The organism is Pseudomonas sp. NCHU5216 (genome assembly GCF_052156495.1).
Classification (GTDB): domain Bacteria; phylum Pseudomonadota; class Gammaproteobacteria; order Pseudomonadales; family Pseudomonadaceae; genus Aquipseudomonas.
Genome location: NZ_JBQLIX010000001.1, coordinates 135,578 through 160,684, shown reverse-complemented (window position 1 = coordinate 160,684; position 25,107 = coordinate 135,578). Strand labels below are relative to the sequence as shown.

General features: G+C 64.1%; 25 protein-coding genes and 1 pseudogene. 9 read left to right on the top strand and 17 right to left on the bottom strand.

Annotated elements, in window-relative coordinates; translation table 11 throughout:
• Positions 1-227: 227 nt before the first annotated feature.
• Positions 228-689: a hypothetical protein gene (locus ACSVIK_RS00725; protein WP_442442452.1), complete on the bottom strand. Its 462-nt coding sequence runs from the start codon at positions 687-689 to the stop codon at positions 228-230.
• A gap of 139 nt (positions 690-828) precedes the next feature.
• Here ACSVIK_RS00725 and ACSVIK_RS00720 point away from each other — a divergent pair, with 139 nt between their 5' ends.
• On the top strand, positions 829-1,089 hold the full coding sequence (locus ACSVIK_RS00720; RefSeq protein ID WP_442442451.1) for a hypothetical protein: 261 nt from the start codon (positions 829-831) through the stop codon (positions 1,087-1,089).
• Here the strand turns inward: ACSVIK_RS00720 and ACSVIK_RS00715 are convergent.
• The 8 genes from ACSVIK_RS00715 to dinG all read right to left on the bottom strand — a co-directional run bounded on the left by ACSVIK_RS00715 (position 1,063) and on the right by dinG (position 11,182).
• Positions 1,063-2,199 carry a glycerate kinase gene (locus ACSVIK_RS00715; RefSeq protein WP_442442450.1) on the bottom strand — a complete coding sequence of 379 codons (1,137 nt, stop codon included), beginning with the start codon at positions 2,197-2,199 and terminating at the stop codon, positions 1,063-1,065. The two genes, ACSVIK_RS00720 and ACSVIK_RS00715, sit on opposite strands and share 27 nt — an antisense overlap.
• Before the next feature lie 55 nt (positions 2,200-2,254).
• Positions 2,255-3,622, bottom strand: coding sequence for a GntP family permease (locus tag ACSVIK_RS00710; protein WP_442442449.1), 1,368 nt, complete (start codon positions 3,620-3,622; stop codon positions 2,255-2,257).
• Between the two features lie 267 nt (positions 3,623-3,889).
• Entirely contained in the window at positions 3,890-5,005 is a 1,116-nt protein-coding gene (locus tag ACSVIK_RS00705) for a CdaR family transcriptional regulator (protein ID WP_442442448.1), read from the bottom strand.
• 75 nt (positions 5,006-5,080) lie between these two features.
• Positions 5,081-5,617, bottom strand: coding sequence for a ProQ/FinO family protein (locus tag ACSVIK_RS00700; RefSeq protein WP_442442447.1), 537 nt, complete (start codon positions 5,615-5,617; stop codon positions 5,081-5,083).
• 620 nt (positions 5,618-6,237) lie between these two features.
• Positions 6,238-6,885: a pyridoxamine 5'-phosphate oxidase gene (gene pdxH / locus ACSVIK_RS00695; RefSeq protein ID WP_442442446.1), complete on the bottom strand. Its 648-nt coding sequence runs from the start codon at positions 6,883-6,885 to the stop codon at positions 6,238-6,240.
• Between the two features lie 192 nt (positions 6,886-7,077).
• Complete coding sequence (locus tag ACSVIK_RS00690) at positions 7,078-7,728, bottom strand: OmpA family protein (protein WP_442442445.1); 651 nt, start codon at positions 7,726-7,728, stop codon at positions 7,078-7,080.
• Positions 7,729-7,796: 68 nt separating this feature from the next.
• Positions 7,797-8,942 (bottom strand): serine hydrolase domain-containing protein, encoded by a 1,146-nt coding sequence (locus tag ACSVIK_RS00685; RefSeq protein WP_442442444.1) that lies wholly within the window; start codon positions 8,940-8,942, stop codon positions 7,797-7,799.
• Positions 8,943-9,037: 95 nt separating this feature from the next.
• Positions 9,038-11,182, bottom strand: coding sequence for an ATP-dependent DNA helicase DinG (gene dinG / locus ACSVIK_RS00680; RefSeq protein ID WP_442442443.1), 2,145 nt, complete (start codon positions 11,180-11,182; stop codon positions 9,038-9,040).
• A 130-nt stretch (positions 11,183-11,312) separates the two neighbouring features.
• Here dinG and ACSVIK_RS00675 point away from each other — a divergent pair, with 130 nt between their 5' ends.
• Positions 11,313-11,777, top strand: coding sequence for a CopD family protein (locus tag ACSVIK_RS00675; RefSeq protein WP_442442442.1), 465 nt, complete (start codon positions 11,313-11,315; stop codon positions 11,775-11,777).
• Between the two features lie 40 nt (positions 11,778-11,817).
• On the opposite strand, the gene ACSVIK_RS00670 is transcribed toward ACSVIK_RS00675, so the two are convergent.
• The 3 genes and pseudogenes from ACSVIK_RS00670 to ACSVIK_RS00660 all read right to left on the bottom strand — a co-directional run.
• Positions 11,818-12,579, bottom strand: a complete 762-nt coding sequence (locus tag ACSVIK_RS00670; protein ID WP_442442441.1) for a collagen-like protein — start codon at positions 12,577-12,579, stop codon at positions 11,818-11,820.
• Entirely contained in the window at positions 12,572-12,880 is a 309-nt protein-coding gene (locus tag ACSVIK_RS00665; protein WP_442442440.1) for a DUF1145 domain-containing protein, read from the bottom strand. Before ACSVIK_RS00665 ends, ACSVIK_RS00670 begins: the two co-directional genes overlap by 8 nt.
• A gap of 162 nt (positions 12,881-13,042) precedes the next feature.
• A pseudogene (locus ACSVIK_RS00660) lies at positions 13,043-13,399 on the bottom strand (OmpA family protein); the annotation flags it as partial.
• Between the two features lie 490 nt (positions 13,400-13,889).
• On the opposite strand from ACSVIK_RS00660, the gene ACSVIK_RS00655 reads away from it, so the two are divergent.
• The 3 genes from ACSVIK_RS00655 to ACSVIK_RS00645 all read left to right on the top strand — a co-directional run bounded on the left by ACSVIK_RS00655 (position 13,890) and on the right by ACSVIK_RS00645 (position 16,071).
• Complete coding sequence (locus tag ACSVIK_RS00655) at positions 13,890-14,387, top strand: DUF6231 family protein (RefSeq protein WP_442442439.1); 498 nt, start codon at positions 13,890-13,892, stop codon at positions 14,385-14,387.
• A gap of 4 nt (positions 14,388-14,391) precedes the next feature.
• Entirely contained in the window at positions 14,392-14,871 is a 480-nt protein-coding gene (locus tag ACSVIK_RS00650) for a YchJ family protein (protein ID WP_442442438.1), read from the top strand.
• A 78-nt stretch (positions 14,872-14,949) separates the two neighbouring features.
• Positions 14,950-16,071 (top strand): hypothetical protein, encoded by a 1,122-nt coding sequence (locus tag ACSVIK_RS00645; protein ID WP_442442437.1) that lies wholly within the window; start codon positions 14,950-14,952, stop codon positions 16,069-16,071.
• 105 nt (positions 16,072-16,176) lie between these two features.
• Here the strand turns inward: ACSVIK_RS00645 and ACSVIK_RS00640 are convergent, their stop codons facing one another.
• Positions 16,177-16,713, bottom strand: a complete 537-nt coding sequence (locus ACSVIK_RS00640) for a hypothetical protein (protein ID WP_442442436.1) — start codon at positions 16,711-16,713, stop codon at positions 16,177-16,179.
• A gap of 229 nt (positions 16,714-16,942) precedes the next feature.
• On the opposite strand from ACSVIK_RS00640, the gene ACSVIK_RS00635 reads away from it, so the two are divergent.
• From ACSVIK_RS00635 to ACSVIK_RS00620, 4 genes are all read left to right on the top strand, one after another.
• Complete coding sequence (locus ACSVIK_RS00635; protein WP_442442435.1) at positions 16,943-17,440, top strand: LEA type 2 family protein; 498 nt, start codon at positions 16,943-16,945, stop codon at positions 17,438-17,440.
• Positions 17,441-17,444: 4 nt separating this feature from the next.
• The gene (locus tag ACSVIK_RS00630; RefSeq protein WP_442442434.1) at positions 17,445-17,639 is read left to right on the top strand and encodes an SEC-C metal-binding domain-containing protein; all 195 of its coding nucleotides are present in this window, start codon (positions 17,445-17,447) and stop codon (positions 17,637-17,639) included.
• A gap of 7 nt (positions 17,640-17,646) precedes the next feature.
• Positions 17,647-18,111 carry a DUF2489 domain-containing protein gene (locus tag ACSVIK_RS00625; RefSeq protein ID WP_442442433.1) on the top strand — a complete coding sequence of 155 codons (465 nt, stop codon included), beginning with the start codon at positions 17,647-17,649 and terminating at the stop codon, positions 18,109-18,111.
• A gap of 98 nt (positions 18,112-18,209) precedes the next feature.
• Positions 18,210-20,723 (top strand): penicillin acylase family protein, encoded by a 2,514-nt coding sequence (locus ACSVIK_RS00620; protein ID WP_442442432.1) that lies wholly within the window; start codon positions 18,210-18,212, stop codon positions 20,721-20,723.
• A 903-nt stretch (positions 20,724-21,626) separates the two neighbouring features.
• On the opposite strand, the gene ACSVIK_RS00615 is transcribed toward ACSVIK_RS00620, so the two are convergent.
• From ACSVIK_RS00615 to ACSVIK_RS00600, 4 genes are all read right to left on the bottom strand, one after another.
• Complete coding sequence (locus ACSVIK_RS00615) at positions 21,627-22,892, bottom strand: OprO/OprP family phosphate-selective porin (protein ID WP_442442431.1); 1,266 nt, start codon at positions 22,890-22,892, stop codon at positions 21,627-21,629.
• Between the two features lie 167 nt (positions 22,893-23,059).
• The gene (locus ACSVIK_RS00610; RefSeq protein WP_442442430.1) at positions 23,060-23,392 is read right to left on the bottom strand and encodes a YnfA family protein; all 333 of its coding nucleotides are present in this window, start codon (positions 23,390-23,392) and stop codon (positions 23,060-23,062) included.
• Positions 23,393-23,398: 6 nt separating this feature from the next.
• Entirely contained in the window at positions 23,399-23,827 is a 429-nt protein-coding gene (locus ACSVIK_RS00605; protein ID WP_442442429.1) for a hypothetical protein, read from the bottom strand.
• Positions 23,828-23,900: 73 nt separating this feature from the next.
• On the bottom strand, positions 23,901-25,040 hold the full coding sequence (locus ACSVIK_RS00600; protein WP_442442586.1) for an MFS transporter: 1,140 nt from the start codon (positions 25,038-25,040) through the stop codon (positions 23,901-23,903).
• Positions 25,041-25,107 lie beyond the last annotated feature (67 nt).

Genomic DNA, 25,107 nt, shown 5'->3' with positions numbered 1-25,107 from the left:
CAACTCCCTGACGGTGACGAACCCCACACCACAACGAATCAGCTAAGTCGTTGTCGTGCCAAGAATAACCACCGATTATCCATACCTATCGGCGGATCGTCATGCATTGAATTATTACTAAACGCACCGGCCGCTGAATAAGCGAATCTATCTATCGAGCGATAGATGAGCATGCATAAAAAAACCGGAGCAGCCTACGACTGCACCGGTTTCTGCGATCAAGCGCCTTAATGCGTAACGCGACTGGTGCCATTGACCGTCATGATGCGCACGCGCTCACCGACGCGGAACACCTGGTTGGGCTCGACTTCCTGCACATAGGAGCGCAGGGTGCCATCGTCCTCACGCACGGTAATCTCCACACCCTGGGTACGGGTCAGCCCCTCTTCGGCAGCGGCGCCCAGCAGGCCACCGGCCACCGCGCCGATCACCGCCATCACCGCGCTGCCGCGACCGCCACCCAGGCCACTGCCGCCGACGCCACCGATGACCGCACCTGCGCCGGCACCGATCGGGGTCTTGGTGCCTTCGATCTTCACCGGGCGCAGGGACTCGATGGTACCCATGCGCACCGTCTGCACCTGACGCGCCTCGTCACGGCTGTAGGTGTCGCCGGTCAGGCTAGACGCACAACCGCCCAGGGTCAGAGTCGCGGCAACGAACACAGTCAATACTGCAGGCTTACGCATGGTGGACTTCCTCCGTTGATCAGTTGAACCATTAGACAGCCGTGGCGGCAAAGTGTCACCCGACGCGGCGTAAAGACACAGCCCCGTACAGCCGCCCGACAGCTAGAATGAGCTGTGAATCGAGGTATCAGAGTACTGCATGGACTATTTCATCATCCTGGTCACCACCCTCGCCGGCCTGGTCTTCCATAGCTGGCTATACCTGCGCATACGGCGCTGGGTGGATCGCGACCTGGCACTCTCGCTGGCCGGTACCGATGCAGACAAGCGTAGCTTCATGCTCGAGCGCCTGAAGGTTGCCCGTCGGCAAAAATTGCCGCGCAAGCAGTTGTCGGCATTTCTCGAACAGGCTGCCCAGGATTATGAAGGCGGCTCAGCCACGCCCGGCCAGACGCCATAGCCGCGCGATATCCACCGCCCGCGCCTCCAGCTCGGCAGCCGCACCTGCCATCGCCTGCTCCAGGCTCAGCGGCCCAGGTGCCAGGCTGAAGGCCGCCTCGATGCCGGCTTCGTAAAGCGCCTGATAATCCTCGCCGAGACTACCGGCCAGAGCGATAACCGGCACGCCCGCCACCCGCGCCACCTTGGCCACGCCCATCGGCGCCTTGCCGTGCAGGGTCTGCGCATCCATCCGCCCTTCCCCGGTGATCACCAGATCGGCCCCCGCCACGGCTTCGGCCAGGCCGGACAGCTCGGCCACCAGCGCGATTCCCGGGCGAAAGGTCGCCTTGAGGAAGGCCCGGGCGGCAAAGCCCAGCCCCCCGGCCGCGCCGACGCCAGGAAACTGCGCATGATCCTCCCCGAGGGTGGCGGCAACGATGCGCGCGAAGCGTGCGAGGGCAGCATCCAGTTGCTCGACCTGCGCGGGCGTCGCCCCTTTCTGCGGGCCGAACACCGCCGAGGCGCCGCGCGGGCCGCACAGCGGGTTGTCGACGTCTGCCGCCACTTCTACCTGCACCGACAGCAAGCGTGCATCCAGACCGTTGAGATCGAGTTGATCCAACTTGGCCAGCGCAGCGCCGCCTGGTGGCAGCTCACGCCCCTGCTGATCGAGTAGACGCAGGCCCAGAGCCTGCAGCAAACCGGCACCGCCATCGTTGGTGGCACTGCCGCCGAGGCCGAGAATGATGCGCTTCGCCCCGGCGTCCAGCGCCTGGCGGATCAGCTCCCCGGTGCCGTAGCTGCTGGCCAGGCAGGCGTCACGCTGCTCGCGCGGCACCCAGTGCAGCCCACTGGCGGCGGCCATCTCTATCACTGCCGTCGCGTCGTCCAGCCAGCCCCAGTGCGCCTGCACGGGCGTGCCCATGGGGCCGCGCACCTGGCATTCGCGGCGCTCACCACCCACGGCCGCGAGCAGCGCATCCACCGTACCTTCGCCGCCATCGGCCATCGGCCGCAGCAGGCACTCGGCCTCGGGGAACACCTGCTGCCAGCCACGGGCGATGGCAGCCGCCACGTCGGGCGCACTGAGACTCTCCTTGAAGGAGTCGGGGGCGATGACGATTTTCATGTTGCGAACCTCGGCAGGGGCGAGTGACCGAACGGCCACCCGCCGATGGAGCGGATTACAGCAGCACCAGGCTGAGCAGCCAGACGGTGAGCATGCCAGCGATGCCCTGAACCAGGGTGGCCAGGGTCTGAGCACGATAGGCGGTGGCCACTTTCATGCGGCTGAACTGGGTCACCACCCAGAAGAAGCTGTCGTTGGCGTGGGACACGGTCATGGCGCCAGCACCAATGGCCATCACGGTCAGCACGCGGCCCATCTCGCTGTCCAGGCCCAGGTTACCCAGCAGCGGCGCGACCATGGCCGAGGTGGTGACCAGCGCCACGGTGGAGGAACCCTGCGCGCTCTTCAGCGCCGCCGCCACCAAGAAGGGCATGAACAGGCCGATACCCAGCGCCGACAGGTTATCGCCCAGGTAACCAGCCAAGGCCGTGGCCTTGAGCACGGCACCGAAGGCGCCGCCAGCACCGGTGATCAACAGGATCGGCGCGGCCTCCTTGAGGCCATGGGCGACATGGTCATGAAACTGCTGACGCTTGCCCTCGCCCGCCACCAGGGTGCAGGCCAGAGCCAGGCCCACCAGCAGCGCAGCGACCGGCTGGCCGAGGAAGCTCAGCACCGCGAACAGGCCTTCGCTGCCGAACGGCTTGCTCGGGAAGGCGGCGATGGAGCCCAGGCAGATCAGGGCGATGGGCACGAAGATCGGGGCAAAGGCCTGCCAGGCATTCGGCAGCTTGCCGTAACGGGCGCGCAGGGCATCGAAATCGACGTTTTCGGCAAGCAGTTCGCTGGGGGCTTCCTCCAGCAACTGGCTGTCATCCTGCTTGAGGTAACGGTTGGCCCAGAGCATGCCGGCGATGGCAGTCACCGCGGCCACCAGCAGGCCCACCAGAATCACCAGACCCAGCGAGGCGTCGAGGCCCAGATTACCGGCAGCGGCAATCGGCCCCGGCGTCGGTGGCACGAAGGTGTGGGTGGCGTAGAGGCCGGTGGCCAGGGCCACGCTCATGGCCACCACGGAGACTTTCATGCGTGCGGCCAGGGCATTCTTCAACGAGTTGAGGATGACGTAGCCGGAGTCGCAGAACACCGGGATCGACACCAGATAACCGATGATCGACATGGTCAGCGTGGGAAAACGCTGGCCCAGCACACGGATCACCGTCTCGGCCATGGTGATGGCGGCGCCGCTGCGCTCGAGGATCACCCCGATGATGGTGCCGAGCACGATGACGATGCCGATGTAACCGAGAATCCCGCCGAAGCCGGCAGTGATGGTCTTGATGATTTCGCCGCTGGGCAGTTGATAGGCGAAGCCGGCGATCAACGCGGCGCCGAGCAAGGCAAGAAAGGGGTGCAGTTTCAAACGGGTGGTGGACAGCACGATGAACGCGATCAGTGCCACCAGAATCAGGACCAGGCCCATGACCAGTCTCCTCATTGTTGTTATGAGCGGATGCCACATCCGCTTGGGAATGCCGAACAGGCACTCCATTGTGGCTCAGCTCATGCCCACACCGCTCTGTGCGCAGGCACCAACAGCCCCGGCATGATGGCGTATCGCCCTGTGCACTCGCACAAAGCCGTCTTCTTGTGGAGCGGCTTCAGCCGCGATCTTCTGGGGTGCACGGCCAATCCCATCGCGGATAAATCCGCTCCTACAACAGCGCGCCATGCCGCTATCTGCAGACCTTCAATCCTGGGCACTCGGCTCCAGCAGCCCGAGCCCCAGAGACAACTGCAGGCGCTGCTCGAAGCGACCGAGATCCAGGCCGCTGAGCTCACTGATGCGCTCCAGACGATAACGCAGGGTATTGCGATGAATGCCCAGCGCCTGGGCACAGGCCTGTGCCTGGCCGTCATGGGCGCACCAGGCCTCCAGGGTTTCACGCAGACTGCCCTGGGTGTCCTGCGCCAGCACCCGACGTAGCGGCGCCAGCCAGCCTTGCAACAGCCAGTTATGGCGTTGGGTATAGAGCAAGGTGGGCAATCTCAGCTCATCCAGGCGCAACAGGCGCCGCTCGGGAAAGCGTGCCCGGCCATAGGCCTGCAGATCACGCAGTACCAGGCTGGCCTGGCGCAACTCGGCCAGGTCGGCCAAGGGATCGCTGAGCGCCAGGCACTGCACGCCCCACTCGCGCTCGTCGGCCTGAGCCAGCCAGGCCTGATCGTCCCGCGTGGCGCTGTAGGGCCGACACCAGAGCAGCTCGAAACGCCCCAGCGGCGCCAGCAGATGCTCGCTCTTGCCGCCCAGCGCTGCCAACAGGCGGGCCTGACGCGGCAAGGGGTCGCCCTCCTCGCTCAAGCGCAGCAGACACATCTGCCGAGGCCAGCCTAGGTGCAAGCCCAGGCGCTCGGCCTCGGACGCCAGCCCGGCCAGGCCCTGCTGAGGGTCGAGCAGATGACGCAGCCAGGCTTCCTGCTGGTGCCGCTGCCAGTGCCGCTCGGCCTGCAGCACACGGTGCTCGACGAGCATCTCGGCGGCCATGCGCACCAGCTCGGCGTAGGGCCGCACGGTTTCCGGGTCGCCGGTGATGCCGAGCACGCCGATCAACTGGTCGGCGTGCAGCAGTGGCAGGTTCACCCCAGGCTTCACCCCACGCAGGCAGGCTGCCGCCTGTTCGTCGATCTCCACCACGCGACGATTGGCCAGCACCAGTTGCGCACCCTCGTGACGGGTGTGCAGACGGCTGGGATCGCCACTGCCGATGATCATGCCCTGCGCATCCATCACATTGATGTTATGCGGCAGGATGGCCATGGCACGGTCGACGATATGCTGCGCCAGAGTGGAATCGAGTTCGAGCATGGAGAACGGCCTCGCGGATGAGGCCGCCATTGTAGGCCGATCAGCAGCGCTTCACGATGGAAGCGCCGTGCGGCTTCACTCAGCGCTTGCTGGCGCTGCGGCCTCGACGGCCTTGTCCTCTGCCGGGGCTTTCTCCTTGGCCTGCTTGCGCCGGGCTTCGGCACGCTGGCGCCTGGCCTGCTGCTTGGCATGCAGCGCCTGCGGCGCCGTCACCACGCCAACGGGCTGGCCTTGCAGATCCAGACGCGGCGCATTCTCGGTCATGGCAGCCCAGTAACGCCCGCCGCGGCACCAGGCAGCGATGCCCAGCTTGAGCTGCTCAGTGGTGATGCCGAGCAGTTCCAGATGCTGCTCGGCATCCTTGAGAATGCCCTCTTTCAGCGGCACCTTGGGCGCGGGGTTGACCGGAAAGGCCAGGGGGAAATGCTTCTGCAACCGCCAGATCGCCTCCAGCGCCGGATCCTGCTCACGCGCCTTGGCCTTCGGCGGCGCCTTGCGCTTGTGCGGCTTGGCCCCTTCGCTCTTTACCTGCTTGTCCTGCTGCACCTGCTTGCCCTGCTGTTTCTCGGCGCGCAGGCGGTCACGTAGCTCGGCTAATTGTTCAAAACCCATCGTTCGGTTCACAGCGTCCTGGTTGGTTCGTGGCGCAAGGGTAGCCTATGTGCTCGATTCATTCAGCCTTCTTAGCGGTTGGTGCGCTCGGTGGTCGCAGGTGGGAGGATGGTGGTGGCTTCTGTGGGGGGCTTTCGGCCAAAGGCAGCCACTTATCCAGCCCGGAATTCCCCGTCAGCATCAATATCGTGGTCTGTCCCTGATTGTTCCAAATCCCGTAAAGCCCGGACTGTCGTGGCGAGTAGTCGCGTAGGGTGGACTCAGGAGCGAAGCGAACAGTCCACCAGACAGAACAAAAGGCGTACTGCTTCGCGAGTACGCCCTACAACTGTCCCCTGATTGTTCTGGTAATTGGGCACGACGGCTCATCCTTGAACGGTGGTGTTACCCGAACCTTGGTGGACAAGCTTCGCGTTGTCCACCCTACGCGGCGGGTGTTTCGGCGTAGGGTGGATGGCGCTTTTTTCATCCACCATTTGCGGCGGTTGTCCGGGCTGCGTGCTCACCTGACAGCAGTTGGGTGTAGGCGAAGTGTAGGGTGACTCAGGAGCGCAAGCGAACAGTCCACGGCGTACTGCTTCGCGAGTACGCCCTATTACGCTCTTCGCAGTGACTGGCGCTCAAGGCGCCAGCCGCTCACGTATCCAGGCCTCGCCTTTGAGGCGGTAGTTGAGGCGGTCGTGCAGGCGGCTGGGGCGGCCTTGCCAGAATTCGATGCGCTCGGGCAGCAGGCGATAGCCGCCCCAGTGCGGTGGGCAGTGCGGGGTCTGGTTGAGGAAGCGTTTTTCGGTTTCTGCCAGCAGGTTTTCCAGCTCCGCGCGGTCGCGGATCACGCGGCTCTGCGGCGAGGCCCAGGCGCCGATACGGCTGCCCAGCGGGCGTACCTGGAAGTAGCCGTCGGATTCGGCCGGGGTGACCTGCTCCACACGCCCTTCGATACGCACCTGACGTTCCAGGCTCGGCCAGAAGAAGGTCATGGCGGCGAATGGACGCACGGCGAGCTGGCGGCCCTTGGCGCTGTCGTAGTTGCTGAAGAAGGTGAAGCCCTGCTCGTCGAGGCCTTTGAGCAGCAGCACGCGGCAGTGCGGGCGGCCGTCGTCGTCGACGGTGGCCAGGGTCATGGCGTTCGGTTCGACCGGCGGTTGCTCGGTCTTCACCGCATCCTCGAACCACTGGCGGAACAGGGAGAGGGGCTCCAGCGGGGCCTGAGTCTCGCTCAGGCCATCGCGGGTGTAGTCACGGCGCATGTCGGCCAAAGTTTGGGTCATGACAATTCCTCAGGGCACCTCTAAAAACTACCTGCGTTGCCATCGCTGCGTTAAAAACAGCCTCGTGCGCGAGTCCGATCAAAATGCTCATTTACTACTCGTAAACTCCGCTTTTTCGCCCGTTTTTGCCTTGCGCTGACTGCCTCGCCTACGTTTTTAGAGTTGCCTATTAGGTTGGAAATGCCCCCAAGCTTACTCCGACTTGCTTTGTTTTCCTTGATCTACGGCAGCTACCTTGGGCGCGTCTTTCAGTTCGGCCTTGGCCGGATGGCTGTACTTGGCGATCAGGCCCTGCATGGTGTCACGCGAGGTCAGGAGGATTTCCACGCGGCGGTTGAGGGCACGGCCAGCGGCGCTGTCGTTGGCCGCACGCGGGGCGTCGGAGCCCAGGCCCATGACCTGCAGGCGGTTCTGCTTGAGGCCGCTGAGACGGAAGATGGAGGTCACGGCGCGGGCGCGCTGCTGGCTCAGGTCGCGGTTGGCGGCGGCGTCGCCGCTGCTGTCGGCATGGCCGAGCACCACCACGGCGATGTCGTTGTCGGTTTCGAGCAGCTTGGCCACGCGGGCGATGGGGCCGAGGCTGGACGGCAGCAGCATCTGCGGGCGATCCGGGTTGAACGAGCCCTGCACCGGCGCGGTGACCACCAGCAGGTTGTCGCGGCGCTCGAACTCGAAGTTGCTGCCCTTGACGGCTTCACGCACCTTGGGTTCGTACTCGTCGAGCCAGGCGCGGGTGACCTGCGGCGGTGGCATGACGGCCACGGCCACTTCTTCTTTCTTGTCGGTGTTGGAGCAGCCAGCGAAGAGCAGGCAGCAGCTCAAGGCGATGATGGTGTTACGCATGAAGCCCCCAGGGTCTCAGTCGATTCGTGTTATTGAAAGTACGACTGCCCGGCAGTATGGCCAGGCAGTTACAAGCATTGGGCCAGCATGCGCGCTATTTTTTGCGCACGCGGATCCATCAGTACATAGGGCCCCAGATTATTGATGACGAAGCCGAATGCGACATCCCGCTCGGGGTCGGCAAAGCCGCTGGAGCCGCCCGCCCCTGGATGGCCGAAGGCATTGCCGCCCAGGCCGTAGGTGGCGTTGGCCACCTCGGCCTGGTCGAGCATGCAGCCGAGGCCGAAACGGGTGCGGGTCAGCAGGGTCTTGTCCTCGCCGACGCCGTGTTCGCGGGTCATCTCGGCGAGCAGTTCGCTTTCCAGCAGGCGACCGTCGAGCAGGCCGGCATAGAAGCCGGCCAGGCTGCGGGCATTGCCGTGGCCATTCGCCGCCGGTTGCTGCATGCGCCGCCATTCGGGCTTGTTGGTGCTGGTCATGATCGACGGCGGGTTGGTGAACGAGCGTGTGCTCATGGCGCTGGCGTCGCTCATCATCGTCTTGAGCAGGCGCTGCGCGGCGGCATCGCCGAGTTTGCCCTTGCCACGGCCAATATGCGCCACGCGGTCGAATTCGCTGTCCGGCAGGCCGACGTGGAAGTCCAGCCCCAGGGGTTTGGCGACACGCGCGGCGATGCTCTCGCCGGGGCCACGCCCCTCGACGCGGCGAATCAGTTCGCCGACCAGCCAGCCATAGGTGATCGGCGCATAACCTTGGCCTTCGCCGAGCGGCCACCAGGGGGCTTCGGCGGCCAGGGCAGCGGTCATGGTCGACCAGTCATAAAGGGCTTCAGCCGGCAGCAACTCGCGCAGCGCAGGCAGCCCAGCCTGGTGGCAGAGCAGATGGCGCAGGGTGATGTGCTCTTTGCCGGCGGCGGCGAACTCGGGCCAGTAGCGAGCCACCGGGGCATCGAGTTCGAGCTTGCCCTCGCCCACCAGTTGCAGGGCGACCACGGCGGCAAAGGGTTTGGTGCAGGAGAACAGGTTGGCGATGGTGTCGCTGTGCCAGGCCTGCTGGCCGTCCTTGTCCATCACCCCGGCCCAGATATCCACCACGGTTTCCCCGCCGACCTGGATGCACAGCGCAGCGCCACGCTCCTGGGGATCGTCGAACAGGCTGGCGAAGGCTTCCTTCACCGCCTCGAAGCGCAAGTCGAAATAGCCCTGAACCTGCACGTTTGACTCCTTTGACCAAATTGCGCGCATTGTTTCAGCCAATGCGCGGGTTGGGAACCGCTGCCAATCGACAAAACGCCCGTGTCACGGGCGCTTCAGTGGATTTCCCGACGAAAGGGCGGCAGCGCGTTGAGAATCGCCTTGCCGTAGCGCTGGGTGACCACGCGCCGATCCAGCAGGGTGATGCTGCCGCGGTCGGCCTCGGTGCGCAGCAGGCGGCCACAGGCCTGCACCAGGCGCAGCGAGGCATCGGGCACGGCGATTTCCATGAAGGGGTTGCCGCCACGCGCCTCGATCCACTCGGCCAGGGCCGCTTCCACCGGGTCATCCGGTACGGCGAAGGGGATCTTGGCGATCACCACGTGCTCGCAGTAGGCGCCGGGCAGGTCGACGCCTTCGGCGAAGCTGGCCAGGCCGAACAGCACGCTCTCCTCGCCGGAATCGACGCGTGCCTTGTGCTTGTTCAGGGTCTCCTGCTTGGACAGGTTGCCCTGGATGAACACGCGCTTGCGCCAGTCGCGCTCGAGGCCGTCGAACACGTCCTGCATCTGCCGGCGCGAGGAGAACAGCACCAGCGTGCCCCGGCTGCCGGCGACCAGTGCCGGCAGTTCGCGGATGATCGCAGCGGTGTGCGCGGTGGCATCACGCGGGTCGGCCTTGAGATCGGGCACCCGCAGCACCCCGGCATCGGCGTGATGGAAGGGGCTCGGCACGATGGCGGTGACGGCCACCTTGGGCAGCCCGGCGCGCATGCGGTAGCGGTCGAAGGTGCCCAGGGCGGTGAGCGTGGCGGAGGTCACCAGGCAGCCGTGGGCAACGTTCCACAGGTTGCGGCGCAGGGTCTCGGCGGCGAGGATGGGGCTGGCGTTGACCTCGATGTCGAACAAGGCACCACTCTCGGCCAGGGTCAGCCAACGCGCCATGGGCGGGCTTTCTTCCGGGTCTTCGGCGGTGAAGGCCAGCCACAGTTCCCAGTTGCCCTTGGCCCGTGCCATCAGGCTGCCGAACAGTGGATACCATTCCTCGGCCTGGTGGCTGGCGATGCCCACCGCGCCCTCGCCGTCCATCGCCTCCTTGAGCAGCTCGGTGACGCCGGTGAACAGATCGTTGAGCTTGGAGAAACCCTTTTTCAACTCCAGCCCGAGCTCGCGCAGGTGCTCCGGCACCACGCCACCAACGAAGCGATGGCGTGGGCGCTCGCGCCCCTCCATGTCCTCGCCAGCCTTGAAGTCGGCCACCTCTTCGCAGGCCGTGAACATGAACTGCTGCTGGGTCTTGAGCTCGCGCGCCAGCTCCGGCACCTGTTCGATCAGGCGGCCGACATCACCTGGCAGCGGGTTCTGCGCCAGCAGCTTGGTCAGGTTCTTGTCGATCTGAGTCAGCCACTCGGAGGTGCTGCGCAAGCGGGTGAAGTGGGCGAAGTGGCCGATGGCCTTGTCCGGCAGGTGGTGGCCCTCGTCGAACACGTAGATGGTTTCGCGCGGATCCGGCAGCACCGCGCCGCCGCCGAGGGCGAGGTCGGCCAACACCATGTCGTGGTTGGTGACGATCACGTCCACCTTGCTCATGCCTTCGCGTGCCTTGTAGAAGGCGCACTGCTGGAAGTTCGGGCAGTGGCGGTTGGTGCACTGGCTGTGGTCGGTGGTCAGTTGCGACCAGCGGCTGTCTTCCAGCTCTTCGGGCCAACTGTCGCGGTCGCCGTCCCACTTGTTGCCGGCGAGTTTTTCGATCATCGCGGTGAACAGCTTCTGCCCCTGTTCGTCGACGTCGAGCTTGAAGCCTTCGTCCTCGAACATCTGCGCCGTGGCGCTCTGCGCGGCGCCGTCCTGCAGTAGGTTGTCGAGCTTGGACAGGCACAGGTAGCGACCACGGCCCTTGGCCAGGGCGAAACTGAAGTTCAGGCCGCTGTTGCGTAAAAGATCGGGCAGATCCTTGTGCACGATCTGCTCCTGCAGGGCCACGGTGGCGGTGGCGATCACCAGGCGCTTGCCGGCGGCCTTGGCCGTGGGGATGGTGGCCAGGCTGTAGGCGACTGTCTTGCCGGTACCGGTGCCGGCCTCCACGGCCACTACGGCGGGGTCGCCCAGGCGCTTGCCCTCGTCATCGCTCTTGATGGTGCCGAGCACCTTGGCGATCTCGGCGATCATCAACCGCTGACCGTAGCGAGGCTTGAGTGACTTGGCCTCGAGGAAGCGGGAATAGGCGCCCTGGATCTGGGACTTGAGTTCGCTGCTGAGCATGGATTCCGTAACGAAAAAGGCTGGATAAATTTTCAGTATTCGCGGAGCGGCCGCTATCATAACGCGCCAATCGATCCGGCGCAGAACCCTGTGCCGAACGATTGCGCCAAGAACCGACAGGAGAGGCCCGATGACCTTCTACGCACCGCTCTACACCCTGCACCTGCTGGCCGCCCTGATCTGGGTCGGCGGCATGTTCTTCGCCTGGATGATTCTGCGCCCCGCCGCCGTCGAGGTGCTTGAGGCCCCTGCCCGTCTGCGCCTGTGGCTGAACGTGTTCAAGCGTTTCTTCGTCTGGGTCTGGATTGCGGTGCTGGTGTTGCCGGTGACCGGCATGGGCATGCTGCACGCCGGCTACTCGGGTTTCGACGGGGCGCCGCGCTACGTGCATATCATGATGGGGCTGTATCTGGTGATGCTGGCGCTGTTTCTGCGCATTCAGGCGCTGCAACTGCCGGAACTGCGCCGCGCCGTGGAAGCGGAGAACTGGCCAGCCGGCGGCGAAGTGCTGGGGCGCATTCGCCGCGTGGTGGGCAGCAACCTGCTGATTGGCCTGGTGCTGATCGCACTGGTGGCCATGCGCCCGTCATTCTGAATCGGGCTGGTGGCGCCGGGCTCACACCCGGCGCACAGGCTCAGAAACGCAGCACCTGCATTGCACCCTCGGGCCCGGCACTGCCTTCCCTCCCCGGCTCGCCTGGGCGACCATCCGGCGCACCCTTGACGCCATACAGCCAGCAATCCTTGGCTGGGCCACCGCGCCCACCCTTGCCAGCCGAACCAGCCGGGCCGCCATCGCCGCCATCGAGCAGTACCTGCACACGCTCGACCTCGACATGGTAGGGCACCTCCAGCGTAACCTTGCCACCCGGCGCCCCGGGATGCCCGTCGCTGCCGTCCTGGCCATCGTAGCCCGCACTGGCACTGCCCCAGGTACAGCCGCCGGGCTGCCCATGGGCGCCATCAAGGCCGTCATAGCCTGGCCTGCCGCGGCCACCGCGCACGTCCAGGGTCAGCGACTCGAGCGTCAGGTCATGCATCTTGATGCTGATTTCTCGCCCCGGGGTAGCCGGATGCTCATGAGTGCCAGGCGCGCCCTTGGCGCTGATCCAGGCGCCAGGCCCGACATCGGCGTTCTTTACCACCAGGCGCAGCGGCTGCTCGCTGGGAGCAACCCCGATGCGCGCGTCGCGGCCCATCGTCAGCTCACCGATGCGCAGCTCGGTCACCCCCGGGGGAACCAGCAAGGTGGCGTGATCGGCCACCTCGACCCGCTGCAACTGCAGCGAGGCATGACCTGCCGGCAAGCGCATCAGGCTATTGGACGGCACCTCGATCTGCGAGGCAGCCAGCACCGGAGTGACACACAGGCATAACGTCAAGGCCAGGCTACGCATGGACAGCCTCCTGCTCGGCGCCAGCGCTCGGGCTGGCGGGCTCGTTCTGCGCCGGCTTCAGCGAATAGAGGTGGAAGATGCCGAACAGCAACACCTGCAGGCGCGCCCCCCAGCCATTGCCAGTCGCTGCCAGCAGGTTCGAGAACAGCCATAGCTGCAGGCCGTGCAACAGCGCCATCGAGGCCGCCAACAGCAGAATCAGTTGCTCGAACGGGCTGTCCAACCGCCCCGCCAGCGCCCCCAGCACCAGCAACCAGAACGCCAAGGACAACGCCTTGCCGCCAATCATCAAACCCTTCATCCCCGCCCTCGGTAAGCATTGTTCTAATGCTGCGCAAGTTAACGGGTCAGGCGCGCAACCACCAGAGCAGGCGGGCAGTTTTCCGGGATTTTCTGCATCCCCAGAAATGACGAGGCCCCGTCTGACCGGAATCAGACGGGGCCTGACCAGCGTCCACTGCTATCAGGGACGCGCTTCGACACCTGCTTCGACGCGACGGTTGATGGCGCGACCTTCGGCCGTGGCGTTATCGGCCACCGGACGGGTTTCACCATAGCCCACCGCATCCACGCGGTTGCCTTCTACGCCGTACTGCTTGACCAGCACGTCACGCACCGCATTGGCGCGGCGCTCGGACAGCTTCTGGTTGTAGGCATCGCTGCCGACGGAGTCGGTGTGCCCTTCGACCACGGTGGTGGTGGACGGGTACTGCTTCATGAAGTCAGCCAGCGCTTTGATATCGCCATAGCTTTCCGGCTTGACCTGCGCCTTGTCGAAGTCGAACTTCACGTCCAGTTCGACGCGCACGACTTCCATCGGCTCCGGCGCGACCGGCTCTTCGACGATCACTTCTTCCTCGACCACTGCCACCTGCTGCTGGTCGGCGCCATGCACCCAGCAATAAGCAGCACCCATACCGGCACCCACCAGGGCGCCACCACCCGCCCAGGAAGAACTTTCGATTGCCCCCAGCGCAGCGCCACCGACACCGCCAACGGCAGCACAGGTGGGCCAGTCAGTTTTCTGCAAGCCAGCGCAACCGGTCAACAGGGTACTGGCCAGAACCAGGGGTACAGCGTTCCTTGTGATACTCATAGTTTTTAGGTCTCCAATGTTCATCGGCCCATAACCGATAACAATTCAGTAAAGACGGCTCTCACTCTCTCCGCCAGTTATCCATCTACTCACCGCTGATGTACGCAACCACGAACGCGTTCACGACGCCCTCATCGTCACGAACCTGTCGGCCATACCCTAGGCCATTGTCTGGCTCTGGGGTAGCCTTTATCTCCCCACACGAGGACGCCCGATGACCAGCCGCCCATCTTCCCGTACACCGCAGCAGGCCCTGGCGGCGCTGCTCGACCGCTATGCACCGCAAACGCTGCTGCTGGTTGGCGCCAGCAGCCTGCCCGCCGTCAGTGCCTTTCAAGCGGCACACCCACAGTGCCGAATAGACCTCGCCCCAGCAGCCCCGCTCGCGACCGAGCTGAGTGGCAAGCGTTTCGACCTCGCCCTGCTGGTCGATTGCCTCGAGCACCTGCCCAAGCGCCAGGGCCTGGAGTTGCTCGCTGGCATACGCAATCTCAATGCCAGCCGTGTCGCCGCGCTGGTGGATCTGGCGGCCTGCGACTGGCAGGAAACCGATTTCTTCGCCCTGGCCATGCAGGCCAGCGAGCAGTTTCAGCGTGAAGGCCAAATGCTACACCTGTTCACCTATGATCTACTCGACTACAAGCAAGTTCCCGACTGGTTGAACGCAAAGTTCTGGGCTAACCCGGAAAATTTCGGCAAATACTGGTGGTAAACCGATGAGCACGCCATTTCCCAACTGCCCCTGCGGCAGCGGCAACCCGCTCGAGCAGTGCTGCGGTCGTTATCATCAGGGCACTCCAGTGCCCTGCGCCGAGCAACTGATGCGCTCGCGCTACAGCGCCTACGTGCTGGGGCTGGTGGACTATCTGGTGACCACCACGCTACCCGCCCAGCAGTCCAGGCTGGATCGTGATGCCATGGTGGCCTGGAGCGCGCAAAGTACCTGGCTCGGTCTGGAGGTGCACGGCAGCGAGGTATTCGGTGGCCAGCCCGAACACGCCCAGGTCAGCTTCACCGCACGTTGGCATGACACCAAGGGCGAGCACAGCCATCGCGAGTGCTCCTCTTTCGTGCAGCACGCCGGGCACTGGTATTTTCTCGACCCGACCGTGCCACTCAAGAGCGGGCGTAACGACCCGTGCCCATGCGGCAGCGGGCAGAAATTCAAGAAATGCTGCAGTGCCTATCTGAGTTGATCCCTGACAAGTCTCAGCGCTTCTGCTTGAGTTGAACGAGCCGGGTGTGCCAACCACCCGCCCAACAAGGAGAAGCACATGCACAAGCAAAGCGCCCTCAGCCTCATCCTGGCCAGCCTGCTGGCCGGTTGCGCCAGTGGCCCCGGAGAACACGCCGGGCAATACGTCGATCTCGGCGACAGCCAACGCGTCACACGGCTGTTCGCCTACCCCAACAATTGCAACGTCATCTGCTACCGCGACTGGACACTGGAACAGACCGTCGAGCACTACCTCGAACAGAGCCTCGAACGCGACGGCTATGCGCAGGCCAGTGTCGAGGTGAAGCACGAAGGCGAACGCATCCATGCCTATTTCAGTGGCGTACCGGCCGACTACGGCAAGCCACTCACGCAACTGCTCGATTCCGGTGACCTGGCTTACCAGGGCGCCAGCCAACTGAACCGCGACGGCAAGTGGCAGTACAACTGGTATTTCTTCCTGCCGCTGGGCATGGCCCTGGAGAATCGCAAGAGCGTCGAGCTGCTGCACTTCCCGCCGGACTACTCCCTGACGCAGGCGCAGGACTACCTGCGCTCCAGCACCACCGACCGCTGGGCGGGTCTGCTTACCTACAACGGCATCGCAGCGACGCAGACACCGGCCTACCAGACCATCGTTGACATCGCCCCCATCGCCGCGCCGGCCAGCGCGGGCAGCACCCTGGAAGGCGTCTACGACTACTTCAACAGTTACCAGCAGCGCATGGTCAGCGAACTCAGTGCGGGCAAGGGTGGCACCAGTCTGCCCATGGTCGCCTTCGGCAGCCCGGTGCGCACTTGGATCCAGCAGCAATACGGCGTACCCCTGCCAGTGCTCGGCCTGGGCCAGATCACCGCTGCGCCCGGCCAGACGGTCGCAGTGCTGGGCGCCAACCACCCAAGCTATATCTGGTATGCAGCCGACCCGGCCAATAATGGAGGTAGCCAGGCCAAGGCCGACGCCACCGGCATCAAGGTCATGGGGCAGGATCTCAGCGCCGCCTGCTGGCAGGCCGGCATGGGCCAGAACCCATCGGGCAATGCCCAGCAAACCCTCAGCGCGTGCACGCAGAAATGGCAGGTGACGGACAAGTTGCAGACCTGTGAGCTGTTCTACGTCACGGTTCGCAAGCTGAAACCGCAAGACGCCGAGGCCAAGTGCAAAAGCCAGGCGGGCTAGCAGGCCGCGACCGGGTAAAGGGTCGCGGTACTGCGTAGCCCGGATGCAATCCGGGAGCTTTTCTCGACCTGGCCCCGGATTGCTTCCGGGCCGGGTCGGAGCGCGTCACTCCTGCAGCTTGAGGTGCGAGGTATCAGGTGGTGGAGCCGCTGCTTCGGCCTTGGCCTGGCCCATGTCGCTGCCCACCGGCGCCAGGCTGAACTGCGACAGATCCACGGCAGGCGCCACCGGCTCGGCCTTGGCCTCCTGCAGATCGCTGCCCACCGGGGCGATGCCGAAGTCGGGTGCATCCACCTCGCTGAAGGCAGCCATGTATTCATCGCGCGGCGCCACCTGCAAGCGTCCGGACGTCGCCGTTGCGCCGGGCGCGACCTCGGCAGGCGGCGGCGCCAGCTCCACCTCCTCGATGGGCCCGTCCATGTCGAGCACCTCGACCAAGGCTCCGGCACGTTCCAGTGTCGACCGGTACTTCTCGGCAGCGGTGGCATCGAGGTTGTTCTTGATCACGATACGGCGCCCGGAAAACAACTGGGCGATGCGCTGGGCATCGGCCTGGAACAACCGGGCCAGATTGGCCTTCACCGTCTCTGGATCGGCGCCCGGCACCAGTTGCCCGGAAAAGGCGATCTCGTAGCGACTCATGGTCACACTCCTGTCCTATTCGCCGCTCAGTATGGCGCAGCTTTTTACCGCCTCACAGCGACGCCATCTCAGCTTGCCCATGTCGAGTCTCTCGCTGCGCCAGGAAGCCCTCTAGACAGCCAGTTGAAGGCCCTGACACAGTGATCGACACAGGCGAAAAATAATTGACGCCTACCCAGGTTGCAGCCAAGCAGTTGCTTGTTACACTGGAGCGCATCGGGGGTATGAAATGTTTTATCAGGCGCAAACGATAAGAATTATCAGCCTAATGATGTTTGTAGGCCTCAGCAGTGGCCTCGCTGGATGCTCCACCTGGATGACAGGTGGCTTCAAGGACCCGGACGTCCAACTCATCAAGGTGGATGTCATCAAGGCCAGGCTGCTCGAACAGGAGTTCCGACTGCGCTTTCGCATCGACAACCCCAATGGCGTCAGCCTGCCGGTACGTGGGCTGGAGTACGACATCACGCTCAATGACATCCCGCTGGCCGAGGGTGCTTCCAACGAATGGTTCACCGTGCCTGCTCATGGTCACCACAGCTTCGAGGTGCCCGTGCGCACCAACCTGTGGCGGCACGTGCGCCAGGTGGTGAAGATGCTGGAAAAACCCGACCAGGCCATCCGCTACAGCCTTGAGGGCGAAGTGAAGACCGGCATGTTGTTCGGTCGCAGCGTGCACATGAGGCGCAATGGCGAGATAATCCCCGGCGATTTCATCCCGGAGTGACCTCATGAGCAACACACCCCACGTTCACGGCCCTGACTGCAACCACGACCATGATCACCATGATCACGGCCATGTGCATGGCCCGCATTGCAACCACGGCCATCAGGAGCCGGTGCGCAACGCCCTGAAGGATGTCGGTCGCAACGACCCCTGCCCCTGCGGCAGCCAGAAGAAATTCAAGAAGTGCCACGGTGCCTGACTCGGGCATGAGTACGCTCGGCCTGACGCTACTGGTTCTGGGCCTGCTGCTGATCGCGGGCCTGGCCACTTACGCCTGGTACCTCTGGCGGCGCGTCTGGGCACGGCAGAACGCCCAGGTTCAGGCTCAGCGGGAACGTCTGCAGCGGCTCGGCGGCGATCTGCACATCCTCGCCAGCAGCCTGCTGGATGAACAGCTCCCGCTGATCGAAGGCGCCATCCGCATCAAGGTACTGTTGGACAACTACGACAGCGACCTGAGCAACGACAGCCGCTGCCTGGTCTTCCATCAGCTCTTCGAGGCCACCGCCGACGTGCCCACCCATGCGGCCTGGAAAGCCCTGGACAAGGCCGAACGGCGGCGCTTCGAGCAGCGCTTCAACGTCCTGGAACTGCAGCACAAGGCTGCCGCTCGCACTGCCGCACGCTGGTTGCTGGACGAAGGGCTCAAAGGGCCTCAGGCAAACGCCTGAGCCCTCTTGCCAGGCAACCCCGGCCTCTTTACCTTGGCGCCTTTGTGACCGGTCAATGCCTGACCGGCCTCACCCTCCGCACACCAAGGAAATCCGCCATGCGCACGCTGGCCCGCCTGACGCTCGCAGCCTCCCTGATCAGCCTCACCGGCTGCCAATCCCTGCTCAATAGCCGCTACGCCGACAGCGTGCCACCCACCCGAGGCGTGGAACGGCTCAAGGGCGTGGCCGAAAGTGCATCGGTGCGGCGCAACACCCTCGGCATGCCGCTGATCGAATCGAGCACCTTCCACGACGCCCTGTTCACCCTGGGCTACGTGCACGCCGGGGATCGCCTCAGCCAGATGGTCGGCATGCGTCTGCTGGCCCAGGGTCGCCTGGCGGAAATGGCCGGCCCCGGCGTGCTGGAGATGGATCGCTTCATGCGCGCGGTGAACCTGAAGAAGAGCGCCGAGATCCTCTACGCCGACGCCTCGCCACGCCTCAAGCGCTTCTTCGAGGTCTATGCACGCGGCGTCAATGCCTATCTGTTCCGCTACCGCGATCGCCTGCCGATGGAACTGGCCGAGTCCGGCTACCGCCCGGAATACTGGAAGCCAGAGGATTCGGTGTTGCTGTTCTGTCTGCTGAACTTCGGCCTGGCGGTGAACCTGCAGGAAGAAATCGCTGCGTTGACCATGGCCCAGCAGGTGGGCGTCGACAAGTTGCCCTGGCTGCTGCCGATCTACCCGGACGAGCCCCTGCCCTTCGCCGAAGCGGAAAAACTCGCTGGCCTCGACCTCAAGGGCCAGTTGCCGGGCCTGCAGGCGATTGCCCGCACGGCGGCACAGATCGCCGACCAGCACATGCTCGGCGTTGCCGCCTCGAACAACTGGGCCATCGCCCCCGAGCGCAGCCGTGGCGGCAAGAGCCTGCTGGCCAACGACACCCACCTGCCGCTGAGCATGCCCTCGCTGTGGAATTTCGTGCAAATCCGCTCGCCCAAATATCAGGCCGCCGGCATCTCCCTGGCCGGCGTACCGGCCGTGATCGCCGGCTACAACGGCAAGCTGGCCTGGGGCATGACCATGGTCATGGGCGACAACCAGGACATCTTCCTCGAGCGCATCAAGCGCGAAGGCAACCGCCTGCTGTATCTGGCCGACGGCAAGTGGCTGCCGCTGCAGGAGCGCCAGGAAACCTTCTTCATCAAGGGCCAGCGCCCGATCCGCGAGACCCTCTACGAGACCCGCAATGGCCCACTGCTCAATACGGTACTGGGCGAGCGCAAGCACATGCTGCAACCACTGCCCCTGCAGAGCAGCTATGGCCTGGCGCTGAAAACCACCCAGTTCGAGCGTGACAAGAGCCTCGACGCCTTCTTCGAGCTGTCCCGCGCGCAGTCGGTGGACGAAGCCTTCGAGGCTGCGCGGGAAATTCGCGCCATGCCGTTGAACATCCTCTTCGCCGACGCCCAGCACATCGGCTGGCAAGTCACCGGGCGCTATCCCAACCGCCGCGAAGGCCGTGGCCTGCTGCCCTCGCCCGGCTGGGACGAGCGCTACGCCTGGGACGGTTTCGCCGACCCCATGCTGCACCCTTATGACCAGGATCCGCCGCAAGGCTGGCTGGGCACCGCCAACCAGCGCAGCGTGCCGCCGGGTTACGGCATGCAGCTTTCCAGTTCCTGGTACTACCCGGAGCGCGCCGAGCGCATCGCCGAGCTGGCCGGCAATGGCCGTCATGACCAGCGCAGCATGATCGCCATGCAGTACGACCAGACCTCCACCTTCGTCGCCAAGCTGCAGGCCATGTTCAATGAGCCGGGCATGCACGAACCGCTGCGCCGGGCCATCGCCGCCCTGCCCGCCGGCCAGCGCGAACGCGCCGAGGAAGCGCTGAAGCGTCTGCAGGCGTTCGACGGCAAGCTGGCTGCCAGCTCGGCCGATGCCGCCGTCTACGGCGCCTTCCTGCAGGAAAGCGCGCGGCAGATCTTCCTCGACGAACTCGGCCCGGAAACCAGCCCGGCCTGGAAAGCCCTGGTGGAAACCGCCAATACCTCCTACTCGGCGCAGGCCGATCACCTGCTCGGCCGCCCTGACAGCCCGTTCTGGGACGACATTCGCACCCCGCAGAAAGAAGACAAACCCGCCATCCTGGCGCGCAGTCTGGCCGCCAGCATCGACCTGCTGGAAAGCCGCCTGGGCAGCGAGCGACGCAACTGGCAGTGGGGCAAGCTGCACACCTACGAATGGGTCACCGACACCACCCGCCTGGCGCCCTACATGAGCGCCAGCCAGCGCACCAGCATCAACGCGCTGAAAGGCTACCTGGATCGCGGCCCCTACCCGGCCGGTGGCGATTACAGCACGCTGAACGTCTCGGGCTATCCCTGGGGCGAGAACTTCGACACCTTCCTGATCCCGGCCATGCGCATCGTCGTCGACTTCGCTGCAGACGAGCCGCTGATCGGCGTGAACAGCTCGGGCCAATCCGGCAACCCGGCCAGCCCGCACTATGCCGACGGTATCGAAGCCTGGCTCAAGGGCGGCTACATGAGCTTCCCGCTCAAGGCGGAGAATCTCGACAAGGTCTACGGCGACCAGCGTTTGCTGTTGATGCCAGGCAAATGATGACCGTTCGTCGGGTGGCGCTGAACCTTTAGCTCAGCGTCCCACTCTGAATAATCGACTTACTCCATAGATCATCTTTAAGGCGCCTCTGGCGCCTTTTCTTTTGCCTGCATGCAGTGCCTTTCTTGATCTGGCAATCTGGCCCCGTGAGGTTCTTCTTCAGAGTCACAGCACGACTAACGCGTCCCTTGCCAGCGCGGCATCCATGCCGCTCGCCCCTCTACGCAACGACTCCACTCACCCTCCTGAAGAGGCCATTCGTGCGCCTGAACGAACCGGCATTTCAGGATATGCACGGTGTGTTCTGGTGGCTCTGAAGTAGCGATGTGGCCGTCGAGTTAAACCAATAGTTTCATTCGGGCGTACCGGGATGCCGGCCGCTCGGAAGCAGTACGCCGTTGGTAGGAGTACGGGGCTTGAGCCGTGTTGCCGAACTCGGCATGGCCCGGCGGACTGTTCGCTTAGGCTCCTGAGTCCGCCCTACGGCTGCCCTCTCAAACACTCAGCGCTAATTCTGGGTTACCGCAGGTTCAGACGCGTGCAGAGCCCCCCAGGAGGGCGAACGGAGTCGTCGTGGAAGAGGTTGAGCGACATGGATGTCGCGAGAGCCGCGATGGGCCAGGGATGGCCCACCGCGGCGGGCCTCTGGAACGACGATGGAGTGAGCGAACCCTCGCGCAGCGAGGGCCGGATGACCGGGCGGAGGGTTTTGGTTACTTTTGCCCACAAAAGTGACTCGCCCGGCAGGGCGAAACCAAAAACATCAACAAAAACGCGGCAGTGCGGAACTGACACAAAGACAACCAACAACGTATTGCCAGTCCGGTGTCACGGCTTTTATTCACACATAAAAAAGCCCCGCCAGTGGCGGGGCTCAACAGGAGCTACTACTCGCGAAGCAGCTTAGAACACGTATTGCAGGCGCAGGGCTACGGCGTCACCGTCGTCGTCCTTGGCAGCGTTGGTCACGTTATCAGTCTTGCCCTTGATGTAGTTGGCGGAAACCTTGACGGCCTCGTTGGCGTACCAGTTCACACCCATGGTGTGGCTCTTGCCCTTGGTGTCGTCGAAATCGCTTTCTTCAACCTTGATGTTGTCGTAGCGGTAGAAGACTTCCCAAGCGCCCGTTTGCTTGTCGTTGGGCTTGATGCTGTCGAACTTGCCGCCGTCAAGCTTGTAGCCACGCGCTTCGCCGGTCAGGGTGTATGCCAGTTGCACGTTGTAACCAGTCGCCTCGCGATCGTTACGAACGGAATCCGACTTGGCATCGATATCGCGCTTCAGGTATTCGCTCTGGATCGAGAACGGACCTGCTGCGAAGGCGGCTTCCAGACCCCAGGCACTGTCACCGTCGAACTGCCCGGTAAAACCAGGAGCGAAAGTCGGACGGTTGCCGTTTGTGGCGTCTTCGGTGGTGCCACGCACACCCAGACGGGAAACCACGGCACCGTTGAAGTCTTCCACTTTACGGTTGGCATAGTTGACACCGAAGTGCAGGACGTTACCGGCTTCGGCCATCGGTGCGATTACGGCACGCAGGTTGTAAGTACCCTGGTTCTTGCCATTCTCGTCTTCGTATTCAGCGCCATCTTCCTTGTTGAAGTAGCCGGCCGAGCCGTAGAACATGTTGCCCGCTACACCACTGACCTGCACGCCCATGCCTTTCTGTTTGTCGTTGACCCAGGGGGCGATGTCATAAATCGAGGAGCGCTCGATAGCGGTGATCCACTTGGAGCTGGTGGCCTTTTCCAGACCGAAGTCAGGATCGAAACGACCGACCTTGACGGTCACAGGAGCAAAACCGGTGTAGGCGATGGACGCTTCGTCCCAATCATCCTTGCCGTTGCCATTGCCGAAGTCGTAGTTGAATACGTACTTCCAGTCCTTGTAGGCGGTACCGGAGATTTCCAGGATGGCGCGGCGGAAGAACGCCTCGTTGGCCGTCTTACCGTTCTTGGTGTAGATACCGTCGAACTGGTTGTAATCGGCCTGCAGACGACCACCGATCTTGAAACCGAATTCCTTGTCAGTGGTAGCGACTTCCAGACCACCTTTGGTCTTGACTACGATGTCGGCGCCGTCAGTGGTAACGGTACCGGCGAAAGCCTGGGCGGAGACGGCCAGAGCCAGAGCGCTGGCTGCGAAACCGGCGAAGTGCTTACGGATCATCGAGGATTCCCCTGTTGGACTTTAAGTGTTGAAAACACCCGAGCAATGGCTCGTTCGTGTTGGGGGGAATCTTGGCGAGGGGTTATTTCAGCGCAGTTGCCGATATATAAAGATTTGGTTACAGCGGAACTTTTTAATCCGCTTGCTTATAAGGCATATAGCCAGACTCACGATGCCTGCAGTCGTGGCCCGAACAGGATGATGCCGGCACCGACCAGGCATAGCGCAGCGCCCAGCCAGTCACTGGCCAGCGGCCGGCTCTTCTCCACCCAGGCCAGCCAGCCCAGCGAGGCGACGATATAGACGCCGCCGTAAGCCGCGTAGGCGCGCCCGGCAAAGGCAGCCTCCACCCGCGTCAGCAGCAGCGCAAACAGGGTCAGGCTGAGCAAGCCAGGCAGCATCCACCAGGCAGTGCGGTCGAGACGTAGCCACATCCAGAAGGCGTAACAGCCAGCAATCTCGAACAGGGCGGCGAGCAGGAACAGCAGGTAGTTGAGCATCACTTCTTAGCCGCGCAGACTGCCTTCACGCTCCCAGGCACAGCGCACGCGCAAGGCGCCTTCCTGGGGGCTGTGAAAGCCGCTGTCGGACTCCCAGCGGAAGGTGTGCATGCCGTTGAGTTCGGTCTCCAGATGCACCACGGCGCTGGCCCAGTACAGGCGCTTGAGCAATGTCTCGAAGGTCTCGATCCACAGGTTCCATTCGTATTCGACGCTGCCATAGCTGGCGCCGAAGTGGATCACCTGGGTCTGGTACAGCCCGGCTCCGGGCAGCTCGCAGAAAGAGAACATTTCCCGTCCGAGGAAGGGCCACAACTCCCCGGCCGGCAGCTCGGCCAGGACGCTGCGGTTGCTTTCGCGGCGCAGGCGGCGCTGCTCGGGATCATCCGACGGCCAATCGCGGATGCAGCCATAGACGATGGATTCGGACTCCACACCGGCACTCCAGAAAAAACAGACAGCCTTCTAACACAGGCCGCCAGGGCACGAAAGGAACTGCCGCCGATAATCAGCGACGTGCAGGCTGCCTGCGCCCCAGGCGCCAGGCCAGGCCCACCATGACCAGCGCCATTGTACTCAGTACCGCGAACGGCAAGCGGTAACTACCGGAGAGATCACGCGCCAGCCCGGTCAGGATAGGCGTCAGGCTGCCCAGGCTGTAGCCCGTGAACAGCATCATCGCCGTCCAGCGACTGACCGCCAGTGGCGAGCCAGCTTCATAGAGGGGTAGCACCAGCGACAGCGAGAAAGAGCCGCCCAGCGAGAAGCCCATGGCGAATGCCCAGACCTCCGGCATCAGGCTCGGCATGAAGGTGATCATGCTCAGGCACAGGCAGGTGGTCAGGCCGCACGCCATCAACAGGCCGTAGCGCGCATCGAGGCGCTGGGCCAGCCAGGGCAGCAGGAAGGAACTAGGCATGCCCATGAGCATGATGATGCTGAGCAGCGAGTTGCTGTGCAGCATGCTCAGGCCCGCCTCGTGATAACGCGCGACTATCCAGGTGGCGATGGCATAGAACAGCCCGGCCTGCAAGGTGAAGAAAGCGCTCACCAGCCAGGCCCTGGGCACACGCCAGGGCAAGCCGGCGGCTTCGCCGTCCGCTGCGCTGCTCATTCGATTAGGCAGGCTTATCCACAAGGCTGTCGCGATCAGCGCCGGCACCGCCCAACTCGCCAACCCCAGATCCCAGGCATCGCCGAATAGCTGGGTCAGTGGCGCGGTGAGCACCGCACCAGCGCCGCCACCGATAGCCATGCCCAGCGAGTACCAACCCACCACACGGCCGACCTGGTCGGCGAAATGGCGCTTGATGAAGCCCGACAGCAGTGGCCCGGCCACCGCAATGGCCGCGCCGAGCAAGATCGCGCTGCCGATCAGCAGGCTGCTCTGCCGGGCGGCCAGGCGCAGCGCCAGCGCCAGGCTGATCAACGCCAGGCACAGCATGATGGCGCGCTCCAACCCCCAGCGCTGGGCCAGACGCGGCGCTAGCGGCGCGAGCAGCCCCATGCACAGCACCGGCAGGGCCGTGGTCAGGCTGATGAAGCCACGGCTCAGGGAAAGCTCGGTGGCGATGCGCTCGATGAGCGGCGCGAGAGACGTGATACCGGGACGCAGGTTGATCGCCGCCAGTATCAGGGCCAGCAACATCAGGCCCCGAGGAAAAACGGTCACGAGGGTTCCACACTCAGTCGGCCGGCAGGGGGCGCAACCCTAC

Excerpts from the sequence above, each read along its gene's own strand:
- ACSVIK_RS00715 (WP_442442450.1), bottom strand. The coding sequence starts at position 2,199 with ATGAAAATCGTCATCGCCCCCGACTCCTTCAAGGAGAGTCTCAGTGCG.
- ACSVIK_RS00630 (WP_442442434.1), top strand. The coding sequence starts at position 17,445 with ATGAGCAACACACCCCACGTTCACGGCCCTGACTGCAACCACGACCAT.
- ACSVIK_RS00620 (WP_442442432.1), top strand. The coding sequence starts at position 18,210 with ATGCGCACGCTGGCCCGCCTGACGCTCGCAGCCTCCCTGATCAGCCTC.
- ACSVIK_RS00625 (WP_442442433.1), top strand. The coding sequence starts at position 17,647 with ATGAGTACGCTCGGCCTGACGCTACTGGTTCTGGGCCTGCTGCTGATC.
- ACSVIK_RS00670 (WP_442442441.1), bottom strand. The coding sequence starts at position 12,579 with ATGCGTAGCCTGGCCTTGACGTTATGCCTGTGTGTCACTCCGGTGCTG.
- ACSVIK_RS00640 (WP_442442436.1), bottom strand. The coding sequence starts at position 16,713 with ATGAGTCGCTACGAGATCGCCTTTTCCGGGCAACTGGTGCCGGGCGCC.
- ACSVIK_RS00675 (WP_442442442.1), top strand. The coding sequence starts at position 11,313 with ATGACCTTCTACGCACCGCTCTACACCCTGCACCTGCTGGCCGCCCTG.
- ACSVIK_RS00725 (WP_442442452.1), bottom strand. The coding sequence starts at position 689 with ATGCGTAAGCCTGCAGTATTGACTGTGTTCGTTGCCGCGACTCTGACC.
- ACSVIK_RS00700 (WP_442442447.1), bottom strand. The coding sequence starts at position 5,617 with ATGGGTTTTGAACAATTAGCCGAGCTACGTGACCGCCTGCGCGCCGAG.
- dinG (WP_442442443.1), bottom strand. The coding sequence starts at position 11,182 with ATGCTCAGCAGCGAACTCAAGTCCCAGATCCAGGGCGCCTATTCCCGC.
- ACSVIK_RS00710 (WP_442442449.1), bottom strand. The coding sequence starts at position 3,622 with ATGGGCCTGGTCCTGATTCTGGTGGCACTGATCGCGTTCATCGTGCTG.
- ACSVIK_RS00635 (WP_442442435.1), top strand. The coding sequence starts at position 16,943 with ATGTTTTATCAGGCGCAAACGATAAGAATTATCAGCCTAATGATGTTT.
- ACSVIK_RS00645 (WP_442442437.1), top strand. The coding sequence starts at position 14,950 with ATGCACAAGCAAAGCGCCCTCAGCCTCATCCTGGCCAGCCTGCTGGCC.
- ACSVIK_RS00720 (WP_442442451.1), top strand. The coding sequence starts at position 829 with ATGGACTATTTCATCATCCTGGTCACCACCCTCGCCGGCCTGGTCTTC.
- ACSVIK_RS00615 (WP_442442431.1), bottom strand. The coding sequence starts at position 22,892 with ATGATCCGTAAGCACTTCGCCGGTTTCGCAGCCAGCGCTCTGGCTCTG.
- pdxH (WP_442442446.1), bottom strand. The coding sequence starts at position 6,885 with ATGACCCAAACTTTGGCCGACATGCGCCGTGACTACACCCGCGATGGC.
- ACSVIK_RS00705 (WP_442442448.1), bottom strand. The coding sequence starts at position 5,005 with ATGCTCGAACTCGATTCCACTCTGGCGCAGCATATCGTCGACCGTGCC.
- ACSVIK_RS00650 (WP_442442438.1), top strand. The coding sequence starts at position 14,392 with ATGAGCACGCCATTTCCCAACTGCCCCTGCGGCAGCGGCAACCCGCTC.
- ACSVIK_RS00610 (WP_442442430.1), bottom strand. The coding sequence starts at position 23,392 with ATGCTCAACTACCTGCTGTTCCTGCTCGCCGCCCTGTTCGAGATTGCT.
- ACSVIK_RS00600 (WP_442442586.1), bottom strand. The coding sequence starts at position 25,040 with ATGTTGCTGGCCCTGATACTGGCGGCGATCAACCTGCGTCCCGGTATC.
- ACSVIK_RS00665 (WP_442442440.1), bottom strand. The coding sequence starts at position 12,880 with ATGAAGGGTTTGATGATTGGCGGCAAGGCGTTGTCCTTGGCGTTCTGG.
- ACSVIK_RS00655 (WP_442442439.1), top strand. The coding sequence starts at position 13,890 with ATGACCAGCCGCCCATCTTCCCGTACACCGCAGCAGGCCCTGGCGGCG.
- ACSVIK_RS00690 (WP_442442445.1), bottom strand. The coding sequence starts at position 7,728 with ATGCGTAACACCATCATCGCCTTGAGCTGCTGCCTGCTCTTCGCTGGC.